Annotated in this window: 21 protein-coding genes; 1 reads left to right on the top strand and 20 read right to left on the bottom strand. The window is 36.8% G+C overall.

Annotated features, from left to right (window positions below; all coding sequences use genetic code 11):
- The 16 genes from GSM_RS13870 to GSM_RS02515 all read right to left on the bottom strand — a co-directional run.
- Positions 1-1,044: phage tail protein (locus GSM_RS13870; protein ID WP_010077749.1), on the bottom strand; the 1,044-nt coding region annotated here is incomplete at its 3' end.
- A gap of 11 nt (positions 1,045-1,055) precedes the next feature.
- Positions 1,056-1,898: a phage tail domain-containing protein gene (locus GSM_RS02590; protein ID WP_029327343.1), complete on the bottom strand. Its 843-nt coding sequence runs from the start codon at positions 1,896-1,898 to the stop codon at positions 1,056-1,058.
- Complete coding sequence (locus GSM_RS02585) at positions 1,891-5,772, bottom strand: tape measure protein (protein WP_003688674.1); 3,882 nt, start codon at positions 5,770-5,772, stop codon at positions 1,891-1,893. Before GSM_RS02585 ends, GSM_RS02590 begins: the two co-directional genes overlap by 8 nt.
- 209 nt (positions 5,773-5,981) lie before the next feature.
- Positions 5,982-6,380 carry a phage tail tube assembly chaperone gene (locus GSM_RS02575; protein ID WP_003688672.1) on the bottom strand — a complete coding sequence of 133 codons (399 nt, stop codon included), beginning with the start codon at positions 6,378-6,380 and terminating at the stop codon, positions 5,982-5,984.
- A 66-nt stretch (positions 6,381-6,446) separates the two neighbouring features.
- A complete protein-coding gene (locus tag GSM_RS02570) occupies positions 6,447-7,097 on the bottom strand; it encodes a phage tail protein (protein WP_003688670.1) in 651 nt (216 codons plus the stop codon).
- A complete protein-coding gene (locus tag GSM_RS02565) occupies positions 7,098-7,478 on the bottom strand; it encodes a DUF806 family protein (protein ID WP_003688668.1) in 381 nt (126 codons plus the stop codon).
- On the bottom strand, positions 7,478-7,876 hold the full coding sequence (locus GSM_RS02560; RefSeq protein ID WP_003688666.1) for an HK97-gp10 family putative phage morphogenesis protein: 399 nt from the start codon (positions 7,874-7,876) through the stop codon (positions 7,478-7,480). Before GSM_RS02560 ends, GSM_RS02565 begins: the two co-directional genes overlap by 1 nt.
- Before the next feature lie 4 nt (positions 7,877-7,880).
- Entirely contained in the window at positions 7,881-8,228 is a 348-nt protein-coding gene (locus GSM_RS02555; protein WP_003688665.1) for a phage head closure protein, read from the bottom strand.
- Positions 8,218-8,544: a head-tail connector protein gene (locus GSM_RS02550; RefSeq protein WP_003688663.1), complete on the bottom strand. Its 327-nt coding sequence runs from the start codon at positions 8,542-8,544 to the stop codon at positions 8,218-8,220. The genes GSM_RS02555 and GSM_RS02550 overlap by 11 nt, the downstream gene beginning before the upstream one ends.
- Before the next feature lie 114 nt (positions 8,545-8,658).
- Positions 8,659-9,894, bottom strand: a complete 1,236-nt coding sequence (locus GSM_RS02545; protein WP_003688661.1) for a phage major capsid protein — start codon at positions 9,892-9,894, stop codon at positions 8,659-8,661.
- The gene (locus tag GSM_RS02540; RefSeq protein WP_003688658.1) at positions 9,881-10,630 is read right to left on the bottom strand and encodes a head maturation protease, ClpP-related; all 750 of its coding nucleotides are present in this window, start codon (positions 10,628-10,630) and stop codon (positions 9,881-9,883) included. Before GSM_RS02540 ends, GSM_RS02545 begins: the two co-directional genes overlap by 14 nt.
- On the bottom strand, positions 10,611-11,804 hold the full coding sequence (locus GSM_RS02535) for a phage portal protein (RefSeq protein ID WP_003688656.1): 1,194 nt from the start codon (positions 11,802-11,804) through the stop codon (positions 10,611-10,613). Before GSM_RS02535 ends, GSM_RS02540 begins: the two co-directional genes overlap by 20 nt.
- The gene (locus GSM_RS02530) at positions 11,804-11,998 is read right to left on the bottom strand and encodes a DUF1056 family protein (protein ID WP_003688654.1); all 195 of its coding nucleotides are present in this window, start codon (positions 11,996-11,998) and stop codon (positions 11,804-11,806) included. The genes GSM_RS02535 and GSM_RS02530 overlap by 1 nt, the downstream gene beginning before the upstream one ends.
- On the bottom strand, positions 11,999-13,855 hold the full coding sequence (locus GSM_RS02525; protein ID WP_003688653.1) for a terminase large subunit: 1,857 nt from the start codon (positions 13,853-13,855) through the stop codon (positions 11,999-12,001). It abuts the gene before it with no gap.
- Between the two features lie 44 nt (positions 13,856-13,899).
- A complete protein-coding gene (locus GSM_RS02520) occupies positions 13,900-14,370 on the bottom strand; it encodes a phage terminase small subunit P27 family (protein ID WP_003688651.1) in 471 nt (156 codons plus the stop codon).
- A 126-nt stretch (positions 14,371-14,496) separates the two neighbouring features.
- The gene (locus tag GSM_RS02515; RefSeq protein ID WP_003688649.1) at positions 14,497-15,252 is read right to left on the bottom strand and encodes an HNH endonuclease; all 756 of its coding nucleotides are present in this window, start codon (positions 15,250-15,252) and stop codon (positions 14,497-14,499) included.
- A 101-nt stretch (positions 15,253-15,353) separates the two neighbouring features.
- Between GSM_RS02515 and GSM_RS14655 the strand changes: the two genes are divergently transcribed.
- The gene (locus GSM_RS14655; protein ID WP_003688647.1) at positions 15,354-15,491 is read left to right on the top strand and encodes a ribbon-helix-helix domain-containing protein; all 138 of its coding nucleotides are present in this window, start codon (positions 15,354-15,356) and stop codon (positions 15,489-15,491) included.
- Between the two features lie 111 nt (positions 15,492-15,602).
- On the opposite strand, the gene GSM_RS02500 is transcribed toward GSM_RS14655, so the two are convergent.
- From GSM_RS02500 to GSM_RS15355, 4 genes are all read right to left on the bottom strand, one after another.
- Positions 15,603-15,926 (bottom strand): hypothetical protein, encoded by a 324-nt coding sequence (locus GSM_RS02500; RefSeq protein ID WP_003688643.1) that lies wholly within the window; start codon positions 15,924-15,926, stop codon positions 15,603-15,605.
- Positions 15,923-16,450 carry an HNH endonuclease gene (locus GSM_RS02495; RefSeq protein WP_003688641.1) on the bottom strand — a complete coding sequence of 176 codons (528 nt, stop codon included), beginning with the start codon at positions 16,448-16,450 and terminating at the stop codon, positions 15,923-15,925. The genes GSM_RS02500 and GSM_RS02495 overlap by 4 nt, the downstream gene beginning before the upstream one ends.
- A 3-nt stretch (positions 16,451-16,453) precedes the next feature.
- Positions 16,454-16,588, bottom strand: a complete 135-nt coding sequence (locus GSM_RS15495; protein ID WP_268869514.1) for a hypothetical protein — start codon at positions 16,586-16,588, stop codon at positions 16,454-16,456.
- Positions 16,589-16,603: 15 nt separating this feature from the next.
- A partial coding sequence (locus tag GSM_RS15355) for a hypothetical protein (RefSeq protein ID WP_010077747.1) occupies positions 16,604-17,683 on the bottom strand: 1,080 nt, incomplete at its 5' end.

Genomic DNA, 17,683 nt, shown 5'->3' with positions numbered 1-17,683 from the left:
CCCAAGTTTATAATTTTCTTGATAACCGTTTTTTAACTGATTAAAAAAATAATTAGGGTCAAATATTTTATTGCCAAACGTAATTGATCCAGTTTGACCACTATCTTGTTCCTGCGGATACCAAGTTCGAGATTGAACTCTAACTGATACATCAATTCCAAATCGATTACGCAGCCAGCCATAGTTACCAGGTGTCGTATCGTTCTTAAATCCTTGTACATTATTGATGAAATCTGTATAGCTCATCGTATATTGCACATCTGGATAATCATGTATCTCTGACTTCAACTTAGCCAGCAAAGTTGATTGGTCTGTATCTGTCTCACTCGAATATGGTGAAGCCCAAATCTTTCCCCAATTTGAAGCAAGCGGGCTGGTGTAATCAGCTGTCGTAGCATAAGAACCATCGTCATTTTGTTTGCCATAGCCTTTAATGTAAGTCGTAATAGTAGAATAGTCTTCTTGTCGAACAAACTTTTCAGCGTTGGCATTTTCAACAAATAAAAAAGTCCCCGACTTTCCTATCGTGGACTGAATGTAAATATCATAGTTATCGAAATAATATTCAAAACTGAAATCACCAGCTAAATTGCTTAGTAGTGAATCGGAAAAATCACCACCAAAATCTTCGCTGAAACTATAATTAGCAAAACTTCCAGTTATATGATACTTAAAACTAGTACCATTCGTGATTAAATCCAAACAAGCTGTTAGTGATTGTGTATTCTCTAACTTAGTTTCAATGTACATGTCGTGTAAATCATAAGCAATTGATGTGCAAGTAATCGTATAGAGCAACTTGTCGCCTAAGCTTTCGGGCTGTGGTTGAAGTATACGAAACTTCTTCCCAGTAATTGGTTCTACAACAATTGTTCGAGGTAATATCATTGTGGCAGCTACATAATTTGGATCTTCTACATCGGTTGGGTCAACAACAAATTTGAAACTTAATTGATCAAAACTACCTTGCGTTTCAGTTATCGCAATTTCAAAAGCTCCACTAATTGCCGTTTGATCTCCATTTGTGTCTTGTAGCCAAAGCAATTAATCACCTCCTAGTAATAAAAATGTGTGTCAAAACTAATTGTAAAATTTGTAGCTCCTGTTATTTGAAACTCATTCCACCCTTTCGCTAAATCAAGATAGGCGTGATTACTGTCGCCATAATCTTGACTACCATTCACAATCGGCACAAGTCCAACAATAATCAAACTATCAGACGAACTGAGAGAACGATTTAAGATGAACTCCTGCCCTGTTGTTAAGTTTCTGATGTGTAGTGCACTTGTTACTGTGCCTGAAAATGCTATCGTAACTGGATGCTCCTCTGCTCGAAGTGGAATATTTGACGCGTTGTACACTTTAAAGCTTGGAGTAGTAAATGTATACGGAATGTCAACGCCATTAGGTAAATTCTCACCTAATCCCCAAGACTCGCTATCATACGTGAATGGTGTCTGAGTAGTTGCTGTCGATTCGGCAAAGCCGTCAATAGAAATCAAGCTAACACTCAGTGGAGATGCCATTCTAGGCACTGCATCATCTTGTGCCATTACAAGATTACTCATATCTGGCACACATAAATACCTTAAATAAGGCATCATCGTCCAAATGACATAAAAAGGCTTATCTGACGTTAATATTTTCTTTAGTTCAAGCCTGATTAGTTCAAAATCATAGAAATCTTCGCCATCAACATAAACTTCAAAACTGAATGTTGATTGCTGTATTTCTGAATTAGCCAGTAGTGCTTTGTACTTTCCCAATTGTTGCCAGGTATACTGAAAGTTAGGAGATGGAGGGGTAAAAGATTTTACCAGAAAACCTTCATCAGACAAATTAACACTTGTTCCGCCCTGATATTGTATTATAATTGTTCCCTCTTTCAACTTATCCACCTACCTTTATGGAAGTACCTGTACCCACAACTGTTAATTCCTGAGCTTGAAGCAATTTAAGTTTAGGGTAAACAACCTGTGCAATCGTTGAACCATCTATATTAACATTAATTTTGACATCCCCTGCATTTGAAAACAGATTAATTAAGGCATCTAGTTTTTCAGTTGCACTATCATTTAATCCTGTGCCAGTTACTGCGCGTTTTGCATCATCAAGCAACTGTACTGCACGATTATGTTTCGAGTAGTCTGTAGGTATTACATACTCAGTTTTATTTCCTTCTGCCAAAGTGTAAAGTCCTTCTGTGCTTACAGAACCACCATTTGCATAGCCTACATATTTGCCACCTTTTGCTAGTGATTTTATCCCAGGAACATTAGCAATACCACCATATCTAGACTTTATATATCCAATTGCAGATATTGCTTGATCTAATGGATTTGTCCATTTGGTATATCCTTTTTTAGCATAGGCATCAAACGTTGATTCAATCATTTGAAACCAACCGCTAGATGGATGACCTGCTTTAGCGTTTGAATCCCAATTATTAGTAACATTTCTGAATCCTGATTCATACTTAGCAATAGTTTCCAATCCGTTAAGCCAGTTATCGCCTGAAACTCCTGCAAGGCCCATAGCCTTAGAAATAACATCTTTAGCTTGTGTTGGTGTTGCTGTCCCTTTAATATTTCCAACATCATCACTAAAGAGTTTTTTAACCCAGTCAACTGCATTAGATGCTATTGTTTTAGGCAAGTTAGTAATAATATCACTAGCTAAACCAATATTAGAACTCACACTCCCAGTAAACTTGGTAAACATGCTTTCAAGAAATTCCATTGGATGGGCTATGATTTTATCAGCATCTTCAAGCAGATCTTTGCCTTTATTGAATAACCCACTAAAGAATGAGCCAATGCCACTAGCATATTTAGGCAAGCCTAATGACTGAGCTAGTTCAAACGAACTATTGCCATTCAACACGCTTGTACCTTTTGGCAAAGGTACAATCATATTCCTTTGTGCAGGAAACATACCAACTTCGCCTGTAGGAAGTTTAAACATTTCACGATACTTTGAACCTTTTGCATCATTAACCATTGCTAAACCACCAGGGTGTGTACCTTGTGTGTTTGCCGTTCCTTTTGCGTAACTAGGTAATGGAATACTCCACGTACCCTTAATTTTACTTGCACCAACTTTATCTAATACCCAATTGATACCCTTTTCTAAGCCGCCTAGTAAGTCATTAAAAGGCTTAATAATTCCACGCGTTATGCCAACAAAGCTATCATGAACATCTTTAATAGCTCCACTAACAACACCCTTAATCTTGTCAAAAATTGATTTGAAAGTATTAAGAACATCGCCTAAGCGACCACCTGTTAGCTTGTTAATCCAATCGTAAGCACCCTTGAATACATTCTTCCAGAACTTAACTAAGTCATTAAGAGTATTCTTAAGGTCGCCACCAACTTTACCCCATTTTCCAGTCATAACATCATGCCATGTTGAGGTATAATCACCAACTACCTTGTAACCGTCTTTGAATAATGACTTGTGAGACTTCCACATAGAGGCCATTAAATTACCAGTGGTTTTTTTCATGTTGTTAAACCAGTCGCCAACCTTACCAACTCCATCTGAAGTTAATTTCTTGGTTGTATTCCAGCCATCACTGAAGGCATTCTTAGTGTTCTTCCACGTATTTGATACATGAGTGGCAATACCTTTCTTCATGTTTCCAAACCAGCCTGTAACATCCTTATACAAGTTTGTAACAACGCCAACTGTGTCTTTCCACAAAGCTTTAAAGAACTTAACAACGTTTTTCCACGCATCTTGTGCTGACTTGATTAGTCCATTAACAAAAGCTCTGAACTTAGCATTATGCTTATATAGTTCGACTAAAGCAACCGTTACAGCAGCAATAGCGCTAACAATTAGAATAAATATGTTTGCTTTCATTGATGCATTCAGTATCTTTTCGGCAGTGCTTGTAAATCCCAACGATTTAGTTAAACCAGCTAAACCAGTTTCTAGACTTTTAATCCCATTAAATATTTTTGTACTAGCAAAAGTAGCAATAAATACTGTTCCTAGGGCCTGTATTGCACCTTTATGGCTAGCAATTGTCTTTAACATACCCGAAACAGAATTCAATGGGTCTTTAGCTTTTTTACTGTTTCCAGTAAGATCGTTAAACACTTTTGAAATGTCACTTAGAGTATCTTTAAAAGTATTCCAAATGCCTAGTGCGAATGCCTTAGCAATTGATAGCACGCTACCAGTAATTGAAGAAATATCTTTTTGATGTTTAGAAATGAATGTAACTATTCCCGCGGCTTTAGTAGATAAATTGGCAATTCCCTTTCCTAATTGGGTAACTGCATTTTGTGTGGCTGGATTATCTAGTGCTTTATTCAAAGAATCTAAACCAGTCCCCGCAATACTTACCAGAGGCTTCATCAAAGCTTGCTTAGTATCAGACCATCCTTGCTGTAAATGATGCATAGCACCTTGAGAACTTTTATCAAATTCTTCACTATTTGATTTATAATTTTTGCTTGCATTATTCAATAAATCATTAAATTGTGAGGAAGTCATTTTTCCACTTGAAACTAGAGCGTTGAACTGCTCCTGCGATTTTCCACTTGCTTGTGCTAATGCGGTTGATAGGCCAGGAGCTTGTTTTTCAAGTCTTGCTAAGCTCGAAGATGTTACAGTTCCACTTGCTTCAATCTTACTCAACCCGGTTGCAAAAGCATCTGACTGTGACTGAGATAATTTTAATTTATCTGCTAAGCTACCCACGCCTTTAGCAAGCTGTTCAGTTTTAGTTGTGCTTCCGGTAATTCCATAGAATTTAGTAAGCATATTTCCTACAGCTGTTGCAGAAAGATTAGTATTCTCTTTTAAATCCTTAGTCGTGTTTGCCAATTGTTTAACACTAGTATCACTGATACCAATATTTTTCCATTTTTCAGCAACTTCATTAGCACTTTCAGCAGCTTCAAAACCTGACTTTGCCATTTCTCCAATGTTGGAAGTGAAAGAACTTACTGCACTATACAAAGCATTTCCAAGGAATACATCTTTTATCAAACTCATAGACTTAGAAGTATGCTTTGCTTCATCACCTACACCAGTAAGCTTTTCTTTAATACCACTCATAAACCCAGTGGGCTTTTTGTTCATTGATTCATTCAACTCATTTATTTGAGTTTTAGTTTTAGCAACTGCTGTTCCAGTTTCATCTAATCTTGTCTTTTGCTTTAGATAAGCTTCAGAGGTTGCACCAGATTCGCTAGCAATTCGTTTCAATTCACTTTCTTGTTTGTTATACTGTTCACTTAAATTGGAAAGAGACTGTTTAAGCCCTGATACACGAGCTTTGTTAGCTTCCTCTTGTTTGCCTTCTGCTTCAAGCCTTTCGGTGTATGCTTTATTTGCAGTCTCAGCGTTCTTGAATCCCTTTTGTAAATCAGCCAATCCACTTGAATAATAGCCCATGCTAGACTTAGCTTTATCTTGTTGAGATGTCAAAGAAGAAATCTGGTTGTTGGTAGAATCAATTTGTTTCTGCAACTTTAAATAAGTTTCAGCACCTTTTTGAGTTGTTGTGTCCAACCCTTCTTGGCGAGTTTTCAATTCAGCAATTTTCTGCTTCTGCAAATCAATTACATCGCCAATACCTTTAACTTTGGATTGCAATGCTCCTAATGTATCACCACTAGAACTCATCGCAGTCGCATTAGCTTTCCATGCTGATGTTGCGGAACCAACTGCATCTTTCAAACCTTTTAGAGAGTTTACAGCTGAAATTGTGTCTAATGCTACTCGCGTAGCCATTTCATTCTGTACTGTCGACAATTTTTAACCTCCTCTCATTCGTTTATGTGCTTCTACTGCACTAACAGCCCTGTCTTCACGAGGCTTGGCATTAAGAATGTCATTGAGTTCCTCAAATTCCATGTTGCCAGTTGTATCAATTGAAACACCTTTAAATAGCAACTGCTGTTTTAAATATTTGTAATCTTCTCTCTCATTTTTTAGGTCATAGATAGTCTTTCTATTGCGAGCTATTCTTTTTTTGGGTCTTTCTCAGTCTCCTGTTTATCCAACTCTATCTGTTCTTCTGTTCTGCCTTTAATTCGGCCAATTACATAACTCAAAAATTCACCTAACTCTGAGAAATCAACGTTTTCGCCTGCTTCTTCTACTTGTTTGTCAGTGAGCTTGAGCGTTTTTTGCAAAAATAAAAAAGCATCCTTTTTAAATAGACGCTCTTTCTTTAAATTCTCAATTGAAAACTTTAATTGTTCCTTTTCTGATAGTTGTTCAACATCTTTATCATTGTCAACGCTTAATTCAAGCAATTTAATCAGCATTTCGTCTGCTCGGTCTTGGTTATTAACACTACCTTTTACCTCAAAGATTTTCTTAAACCCTAACCCATTGCCCTTAATTTTTACTGTCATTTGAATTTCCTTTCTGTTTTCGTCTCACTTTTATCGTCTCTGTTTCATTAGTTAAAAATTATTTTATTACCCAGCTGGTGTAGAACTAGTTGGGGCAACATAGCCACCAAATACTTCTTTTCGCATAGCAGCTTCATCAAAACCATCAACCGCACTATAAAAATACTTATATGGGCGTTGTACACCTTTATCATCTACAAACACCGTTTCCCCAAGTGGGTCGAGGGCATCATATTCGAACGTACCATTATAATCAACCTCGGAGTTTGTATTCGTACCATGATTATGAGCAACTTCAATCATTTCACCATTTGCGAAACAATCGTAGAATAAATTACCATCCATATCATAAGAAGCCACAATAACCGCCACATGTGGTTTCTTCGCACTAGATAAAACGTACCCACCTTTGCCATCGGATACATATCCTTTCATTTTGGCCATAACAGAACCATCCATGTCTAACATAGTTAATGCCAAAGAAGGTGTTTGTGTTCCATGTGACATTCTCTTAGTTTTTCCATTAGCGTATTGAGGTGTTCCTTTTTCTTCTAAACCAGTGATATTAGCTGTCGTAGCACCCTCACCATCACCATCTGCGTGATAAACTCCACTAGCTGATAGCCCCTTTACAGCATCTGCAATAATATTTCCTGTATCGTCTAAAGTAGCAAATTCTACCCAAGCGATATTCTTAAAACTTACTCCAACTGGCATTTAAAGCCCTCCTTTAATGTCCTTGACAAAGTAAAAGACCTTGGTCCACTGTTTTGTGCCTGGGTCTTTTACTCGATTTTTAGATTGGTCTATTCTCCAACCATCATTTATAAATTGTTTAGCAATATTTACTTCTGCATCCTGTAAGTTAAAACCAGTTTTGAGAGAATAGAATATTTGTACTTCTACGCCTACTCTCCAACCTTTGAACGTTTTATTTGCATAATAAAAAGGCTCGTTGATATATTCCTGAATTAACACATCTGTTGTATCTGTGTTATTTTGAACTTCCTCAGGTATCGAGCCTTGATAAATGTTGTCTATAAAATTAAAATTTCCATCTTGAAATGTATTTTTTGCTTGAACAGCAGGCAATTGCATTAATCACCACCACCAGTCAATTTGTCATACTCTTCCATTTGCGCTTTAAGCACATCATCTTGTGCTTCTTTTCTAGCGTTATCTGCAAAGTGAGTAGCTGCCATATTTTTTGTACCATCATTTAAAAATCTAGCAACAAAAGCTTTCTTACTGAAACCTACCACGCTGTTACCGTTCTTTTCACCGTCAATATCAGTATTCTGTGCTACAACATTGTCTGCTAAGTGACCGTATTTAACATCGTTTCGATCTGTTCGATGTTTATCAGCTTCTGCTTTTAAATGTTTTGCAAGAACATTGGCACCAGCTTCTGTAATTTTTGCAGTGTCTTCTGTGCTAGGAATCTTTTTTGCTATTGTTCTAAGCCAACTATCTAACTGATTGTCTAGTTCAGTCATATGCTCACCCCACTTTGCTTGTTAATTTAACTGTCAAATAGTCATAGGACATATAATTCAAACTGTCATCTGAACTAATATCCAAAATATCATATTGCTGTCCATTGTATTTCAGTTTCAAGCTTTCATTAACATTACTGTTATGCCTAATTATCAAAACAATAGTATCCGTTAAATTAGTTCCTAAAAGCTGATACTGTTGGTTCAACGTGCGCTTGCTAGGATATGCCCACAGACTAAATTGAGATACAAATGTTTCTTTATAATCTCCTGTATTGTCATCTTCAACCGACTTGACAGTGCCAAACTCAATTCTCTTGTTGAACATGCTTGGCAATAATTTACGTGGCATCTGTATCACCCACCATCAAGTCATACAATCCACGAAGTTGACCAATTATACTATTGACAGTTAGATCAATGCTTACTGCTTGCACATCGGACAATGCCATTCGATATTGGTAATATGTTCCCGCAAGAGATAAGACAGCTGTATCTAATAAACTCGAAACTTTGCTGTCAGAATAAAAAGTATTTTTTTCATCATCATCGCCAACTGAGTTTTTTATAAAATTTTCAGCAGAACTTATATATCCATCTATCAAAGCATCATCATCAGTGCCATCGACATGAAAAGCATTTTTGAACATTTCAGCATCAACTGCCATAGTTTCACTTCCTTAAAAACCGCCAGAACTATATGCTCTCATTGTTTATTTCATGGGCGATTATTCATCTTCATACTGAACTTGTGCTTAGAATGTGCTTGTCAGCGTAGGCTTTTATGCGTTAGATGTAGCGCTAGCAGCAAAGTTAGCTTTCTGATCAGCAATCGCTGAAAACGATCCAGCAACGAAAGCATCGCTATCTGTTGTTTGAACATCAAATCGGTCAATAACCCGAATTTTTGTCTGGTCCTTCTCAAATGCTCCGCCGCCAATGTTAGTTGAAAGCAAAGAAGCGTTCTCACGATCAAACAAAGTAACAGCTTGAGAAAGATCTCCATAGTATAGAGGATATACGGGTGCAGCGGTTGTACCTGTGTTTGGTAGCCACTTGTCAGAAATCATAACTACACGTTTGCCCTTAATAAGCATCTGGTCAGGTTGCTGTGGATCTGGCTGTAGTAAGTAGCGACCCATGGCATCTTTAACCTTGCAGAGAACATTGCAACCTGAAACGTTAGTAAGCAAAAATGAAGTTGATTTAATAGCTGGGTCAACTGATGTGTTAATCAAGTCAATGATATCGTCAAACTTAGCAAGCGTTGGTTTCTTAGGAACAGTGTTCATAGCAGCAATAATCTTGGCATTACGAGTAACAACAACTTTTTTGGCAATCCACTGAGACAACCAAGCCAGAATGTTATCAGCTGTATCTTTTAGTAAGGAATTAGTTGCTGTTGTAATTCCTGCATAGCGGTGAATTGCATACTTGATAAGGGTTAAATTAGGATCATCATTATCACCGATTGTTGCTGTTTCATCATCCAAATCAGTAAGTGGCGTAACATCAGTCCATTTTTCATAAACACGAGATCCCGTCTGTGTTGATACTGCTTCCTTATTTACATATTGTTCCAAAGAGTCATATTGACGCACTAACTGATTGATTGCAGTCTGAATATCTTGTGGAATTGTAAGCCCAATAGCATTGCCAGATTCATCAGTAGAAGATGTCACCAAGTTAACAATCTTTGGGTCACCCTTGATCATTGCTTTAAAGTTCTTGACGAATTCATCTTTCAAATTCTTTTCTTCTTTGTTCAAGGGCTCAACATCATTTTTATCCATATTTGCTATTTCAAAAGCACGTGCATTTTTAAGCGCTTCATCTGCAAAGTTGCGGATTTTAACTGCTTTGCTGTATTCATCATTTACCTTTTCTAAATCTTCATCAGAAAATGACGTTGGGTCTGAGGCTAACTTAATAGCCATGTCTTGACGCTTGTCCTCAATGTTTTGAACATTGTTTCCTGCGTCGTCTAGTGCTTTTTTTAATTCGTTAATTTTTGGCATTTAACATGCCCTCCTTTTTTCCAAACAAAATAGCCAACTTGCTGTTTAAAGTAGGTTGACTATCGTCTGTTCTATTATTTTTTTCTTCACTTTGTGTTTCTGAAGCTGCCACACTATTGTCGTTCTTATGCAATAGTCCTTTAACTTTAGAAACAATCTCTTTATTAAAAAGTGCTTGGCCATTAGCGATGTTTGCAACTGTAGCAGGCTGCTTGGCAAACATAATTTCATCAGCGAATCCTTGTTTAACTGCATCTTGTGCATTTATCCAAGTTTCATCTGACATCATTCTGTAGATATCTTGTGGATCCATACCAGTTTTTTCTTGGTAAACATTAACAATAGCTTGGTCAGTTGAATTTAGTCCTTGAAGATCACTTGATAAGTTATCTGAATTACCTTGGGAAACTGTTGAAGCTCGATGAATCATAAGTTGACCTGTAGGAGATATTTTAACTGTGTTACCAGCCATCGCAATAATTGACGCTGCGCTTGCAGCTAAACCAACAATGTTAACTTCTACATTCCCAGAATAGTTTTTCAAACTTGTAAAAATTTCCGAGCCCGCAAATACATCTCCGCCAGGAGAATTAATTTCAACAGTAATTGGTTGTCCATTTGCATTGCTGATTGCATCGGCAATATCAGTTGGGGTAACTGTTGAATACCCAAAAAATTGATATACCTCTGCATCGTCATCACTTGATATAACACCTTTAATCGGTACTGCTGTCATCATTATCACCTCCTTCCGATGGTGTCCCAACAACTACTTGTTGAATAGGCTGTTGTTTAGCTGCTGGCATGTCTTCAGGAAGATATCCTGCATTTTGTAACAACCAAGAAAATTGATTGTTTGCTAAACCACCACTCTTTGAGATGTTAGCAAGCGTAGTAGCAAATCCATCTCCTAATGGATCTGTTGCAGCTCTAACATCCGCTGCAATGTCGGCAGAAAGTTTGTCATTCAACTCACTAAGAATTGAACGCAGATAGCGATTAAGTGCAATAGTATAATCATCTCTTGCCATTTCTGAACTTGATTGTTGATCGCCACTGCCATTTAAGAAACTATCCGGAACTCCATACACTTTTGCAATTTGTGTTGATGTCCAATTAACTTGGTTGAGCAAATTAGCAACATTCGACTGAATCTGTAATGGTGTATAGTCTTCCAAATCATCTAGAACTATTGGCCCACTATCAGAGCTTTTTATTTGTCGCATAAAATTCTGTGAACGTGCTATTTTAGCTTTTAAATTTAATAGCCCACCATTTTTTATTTTCAAAACGCCAGGAGAAATAACAGACTGTGCTAAAGCAGAGAGCGTTAAATTGTCCGAAGATTTTTTGATCTCTAATTCATTTGCTAAAGCACTTAACGGACTCATTCCCGTCATTCCACCATTCTTACTCATTAAGCGCATATGAATCATATCTGCTTGTGGTATTGCTTGAATTACCCCAATTTGTGGTTCATCAAATGAAACGTCATATATGAGACCTGATCCGTCTTCTAATAAAAAAGGGCTGACTTGTGATGGCCTTAAATACTCCCATCTCAAATCAACTCCGTTTACATTTCTCCAACGATAAGCAAAACATTCTCCAGCTAAAAGCAGTTGTGCAAACATAGACTGCCAAAAAGCATGTGTATTTGAAGTAACACTTGGTTTATCAAGAATTCCCTGTGCTCTCGGCATATTAGCTTTTAACTTAACTGTTGCTAAGTCTCCTGAGAGCTGCATGACAATTGAAAATATATCTGAATTATGAAGTGCTCTACTAGCACTAACGTATTTTGAATGATCTCCTGGACTCAAAAAATTGATTATGTCAGGATCGTCAAAAGGAATACTTTGTGCTCCCAATTCCAAACTATTTAAAATCTTGGGCTTAAATATTGGCATTAATTACCACCTCCCTTCACTGAAGAAATCAGTTCAGAAATAAAGCCCAAAATTAAAAGCGAAATTGCAATTGCAATAATTCCTATTTTGATGCTAAACATAAACGCTCCAATAACGCCCATAAGTAGCGCTAACACGAAGCAAATCACATCAAAATAGGTGCTAATCAGTTTTAATAATGGTTTAAATAACACTTAATCACCTCCTAAAAGACCAGATTCAGGATCATTGAACCAATCTAAAACTTCCTGTTGTGTCATTCTATCAACCTGTTTCGACTTATCGTTCGCTATCCCAAAGTCCTCAAAATGGTACATTGCCTGATAAAGTGCATCAATGATTGCATCAACAACATCAATTTTGTACGTTGCGCTTGCTTTATCAACTTGGATACCAATTTTGTCTTCTACAATTTGTGCATTAATTAATGCTTTCTCCATAATCTTGTCATCAAGCCTTGTTGCTGACCCTTCAACAAATATCTTTTGCAGAAATTTAGTAGGATCTTTTAACTCACCAGTTCGTTGACGAATTGGTGTAAGTGGGAAACTAGTATTAATATCCATTTGCTTGGTAACGTTAGTTGCTCCAAAAGTATCGTAACCAAAAAAAACAGCCTCTAATTGATTGTCTTCTACATAATTCAATATCCAGTTATAAACTTGATCATCATTAATCATCCCTTGTGGGTGGCTGGTAATTGTACAGAAGCCTTGCTTAGCAAGCTCACGATAATTTATACCATCTTGCTTTTCCTTGGCCTCAATCGAGCCAGCTTTCTGCCATGGTATAAACGAATGCTGCTCAATATGCCACTTATTATCATGTGGATATACAAATGCAATTGCAGTGTTATCAGAAAACATAGAATAGTCAAACCCCATATACACTTGTCTGCCTTTTCGATTAAATTCTGAAATGATTGATTTTTCAATATCGCCTAGTTTTAAAAAACTGTTGGTTGCTTCTTGTAACCATAAATTCAAGTTTTTGTTTTGAAAATCGGCAACATTTCCTGACAGCATATCACTATCACGTTTATCTTGCAGCCCTTGCATTAGGACTTCTTTTTGACTATCAAGATATAAGAGGGGATTGCTTTTAGCCCAAGTTTCAGGCTGAAATGTTTCTCCTAAACTGTCTTGCGCCCATATCAATCCCAAATAACTATCTGCATCACGATTAAAGTCTTGTTCCATAGCCTGCTGTATCATTTTCTGGTCTTCATGAAACGGAACACTAGGATCAGGATAAGATGTCGATATTTGGATAAATTGCCTATTAGGAACTTTAACTTGTCCTGATATAATCTTAGAAATTTTGTCTCTTGTTTTTATTTCACCAATTTCATCAAAAATAGCTGTGGTGAAATGGAAACTATCATATTGCCCCGACTCATGGCTTATAGCTCTGAGAACATTGTTATTATTTTTCATAACTATCTGATCGCTTTGAATTGACAGACCAACTTCATTAGCCAAAGATTTGAATGGCTCAATCTCAATAATCTTTCTCATCATAGATTTTATATATCCAAATAGCTTATTTGTTTGCTTGAAATTAATAGAAGCTACTAAATAATCTTGATTAGACAATCCTATGCTTTCAATAAAGTATGAGTAACACATTATGATAGCCATTTTGTAAGTTTTTCCTTGACCGCGTGCAACTGAATCAATAACTCTGCTGAATCGTTTGCCACCTTCTTTATTACGCCAGCCAAACATCTGACAGAATGTAAATTCTTGCCAGTCCATTAATTTAGTTGGCTCGCCAGTGTCAACGTTAGGGGCAATGCTGGAAAACTTTAGCAATTTTTCTGCCTCTCTAACTGAATAATGATAAGGAAAGTCATCATTACCTTGCCTTTTCAAATCTTGCAGATGTCTAAAACATGCCAACTTCATTAAATATCCACTAACTATTTTTTTATCCAGCACATTGAAACAATATTCTGTTCCTGCATCATGATATTTTTCATGTATATCAGAGTAGTCAATGCTTTTGTACACACCTATAACATCATGCGATTGTGTAAGATCAATTTTCACAGCATCACCACCTTTTATTTATATTTTATATGTATTAAAAAAGCCTACTTGCCAAGAAATTCTTTTAAGCTCTCAGCAGCGGACTTCTTATTTTTATCAACAACTTTTAAGTCTAAGAACTCGCTCCGTGCTTTAGGACTTAGCCCAAGTTGTGCTCCTACTCTCGTAAGGTTTGATAGTGCATCGGAATATATCTGATATGACGGGTTTTTCTTGTATCCTTGAAAATCTTTAGCAACTATTGAACCATCAACAGGGCTCAAAGATGTTTTATATATTTCTTGTACTAATCCTTTGTCCTGCAAGTGTTGGTAGGCTTTTCTATATGTTTCATACGATGAGCAATATAGCTCCGCAAGGTTGCTATCAATTTTCTTGATTCCTCGTTGTTCATTTAAAACGGGGATAATCTTTCGCCACATTGCAGCACCTATTTTCCCTAACTGCTCAGGCGGAGTTTTACTTAAAAGCCCATCATTTTGGTCTTTAAACGTTCTTTTTACGATTTTTAACACTTCCCTTTATTTTAGGGTTCACCCCCTTATGTTTTTTGAAAAAAATTAGTCTGCGCCATAAAATGACGGCAATGTGTGGCTCTCCTTGCTTTGAAAATAGGCGGGGGTGATAAAAATTTCAAGGGCTCATGCTCCCAATATTTTAATTCCTTTTTCAACATTGCAGTTTCGACAAGCGAGCTTAACATTTTCCCAAGTATTTGTTCCACCTTTGCATATTGGGATTATATGCTCAATAGTTGGTGCATCTGTTCTATTATAATCTTCTGTCAGTGCAAGATGCTTACCACACAGATAGCACTTCCCCTTGTCTCTAATGTAAAGCCGTTGCAATGATATTGCTTCATACTTCCCATTTGCTTTAGCTCGCTCATAGCGTTTGCTTTTGCGTGCACTCTTGTCATGGTTTTCTTTTGCCTTCCTACATTTAGTCGAGCAATAGCATCTACACATTGAATGAGCAAGGAAAACATTGCCACACCATCTGCAAGGTATGTAAATATCAGTAGTAAAATGTTTGTTCATTAGACTATCGTATTTTTCCCTATCACTGTTTATTACGCACATAGATGCTGAGTGACTGCACACCGAGCAATGCCATTTCTTTTTTCTAATCGCACTGACATAAGCATAAAACTTAATGCCTGTTTGTTTGCACATAAGTAATACTCGATAATTAAAATGATTGTCGTTGGCCTTGAACCCACTGATATATTCAACGCCAGGATGCAATAGCGATATTTTATTGGCGAATGCTTGTTCACGCTGCATAGCGTTTCTTTTATATCTAAGCGTACTTGCACAGCTTTTGGAACAAGTCTTTGTTTTCCTGTGATCCGTTTTAAATTCTTTGCCACAGATTGTACATTTTTTAATATACATAATGCAACACCCTACTTAACTTATATTGTATAATATCATTATATAACTTTAATATTGATAATGCAATACTCATATTGTATAATAAGCTTGAGGTGTTTATTATGAAAAAAAGAATGACATTTACTCTTGACGAAGAGCTTCTAATTAAATTAAAAAAGGTTTCAGAGGACACTATGATTCCACAGGCTAAGTTAGTTGAAAAAGCTATCAAGCAAGTTATTAAAGAATATGACAATTAGTCATGTTCTTTTTTCATGAGCATATTTATAATCTTTATATCTCTAATTGGTTTGATACTTTTAAGCTCTCTGCCTTGACCTGTGCCATAGTATGATTGTTCCCAGTCTGTCTTAGCTCTCATGGGATTCACACATTGGCACTGTTAATCTCCACTTACCATCGCTAGTTTGTTCTGGCTTAATGGTCTTAATCAGATGCTTTACTAGTTTTCCAATCAATGCATTAGGGCTGTCTGCTACAATCAAGTATGGTGTCTGGACACTGTCTAATACTTCCGGTGCTTGCATTGCTAGTTCACTAGCAACTTGTCTTGTAACATAATAATCTTTAGAATGCTTTCCATTTAAAAATCGTTTACTAAGTTCACCATCAGTACCAACAAGCACACCAAGTAGCTCATCGTTTATCTTGCCGTAATCTTTTTCACCATTCATCTACATTCTCCTCCATTCATCATCAGTAAAATCCTGTTAATGTCTGTAATGGGTTCCACATCTTTCAACGTATTCCCATCACCAGTCCCGTAATACTTTTGTTCCCAATCAGTCTTCTTATGATGGCACTCTCTACATATCACAGCAAGGTTATTAATGTCTGCTTTGCTATCCAGCTGTGCTTCCACGGGTACAATATGGTCCACTGTTTTACTATTAGGTGTAAGCTTGCTGATTGCTTTACAGTATTGACATAAATAATGGTCACGCTCCAGGACTTGCTGTCTTAGATGTGACCACTGTCTTGTCCTGTAAAAGTTATACTGTTCACGCTTGTTCTCGTTGCGATTACGTGTAACTGTATTGTACTTATGCGTTTGTGCTTTGCTCCTATTATTGTTAGACCACTTCTGTCTGCTTGCTAGATACTCAGCCTCATGTTCAAAATGCTTCTCGCAATAATGATTAGGATATTGAACCATATTATGACAATTAACTTGTCTACATCTTCTGTATCTTGGCATATATCATTTATCCTTTGCTTTAATAATCTCGCCTATTGTTACTTTAAATTCTTCACACTTCAATTCTCTATCTAGTTCACGTAACAATTGCAGTTCTTCATTGCTACTCACTAGTCCGTACTCACTGTCTTTTTTCATCTCATATAATCACTCCTAAACGTAATAAACCGCCTCAGTCTCTTCTTTGCTGTACTGCACTAACTCAAAATTCTTAGTTGCAACCACGCCTAATTCATCTGTCCAAGTATCAGTTGGCTTTCTAGTTGATACCTGGCGTTGTACAAAGCCACCTAAGTCTTTGCTCATTTCAGTGTGCAGATGTCCTGTAAACAGTTCTCTGTTTTTAGCTCGTCCCCACATTTCAGCAAAACGGCTAGCAAAGTTAGCAACATAATTCTTTTGCCCTTTGTTTCCATGTGTCGCACCAATGAAGTTTCTACCTAACATGTATGCCTTAAATTGCGATGGCTCTATATCAAAGCTCATATTCGGTTGGTTTCTGTATGCTCGTTCTAATAACCTAGCAAACAAATACCCGACCGTCTTATCATGATTTCCAAATGTACTTATTAATTGCAAATGGTTACTATGTTTAAGAATTGCAGATATCAGTGTTTCAAAGTAAATTTCCATTTCATCTACTGTCCTAGCTACATCAGTCGTCTCTAACTGTGTGCCTTTGGTAGTAGTTGAATTAAAACTATCAACATGAGCAACATCTCCGCCTAAGATTAAACATGTATCTTGCCAACGTTCTGAATTAATCAGATTAAGTTCTTTATTAAGCGACTTAGTATAAGTTTTGAGCGTTTCACCATTGAAATGAGTATCAAACGCTGGAACAACTAAATAACTATCTGATGGCAACAAAATAGGAGTCTCACGCTTGTAAGGCTCCTTATGTGACACTATTAGATTAATCAATTCATCAGTATCTATTTCATTGCCAATCGGCTCAACAACTATTTTGCTTTGAAAATTAAATTGTTTGCCTTTCTTGGTACTGATAACTGACCATTGATTGCTAACTGACTGTTTTACTTTCCATTTAGCTGGATCGTAGTTATGTGCTTTAAGTAAGAACTCAGGACTCATATTAGGCTCACTATTAATCACAGTTTCAATTGTTGATGTAATTGATCCGTCTTTGTTTTGCACGTGTTTAATTGCCTTTTTAGAAACATCAGTGTGTGATGATACAGACTTGCGGTCAAGATTACTAAACGGATAACC

The organism is Liquorilactobacillus mali KCTC 3596 = DSM 20444 (genome assembly GCF_000260415.1).
Classification (GTDB): Bacteria; Bacillota; Bacilli; order Lactobacillales; family Lactobacillaceae; genus Liquorilactobacillus; species Liquorilactobacillus mali.
Note: the sequence above shows the minus strand (reverse complement) of the source record. Positions and strands in the feature narration are given on the sequence as shown.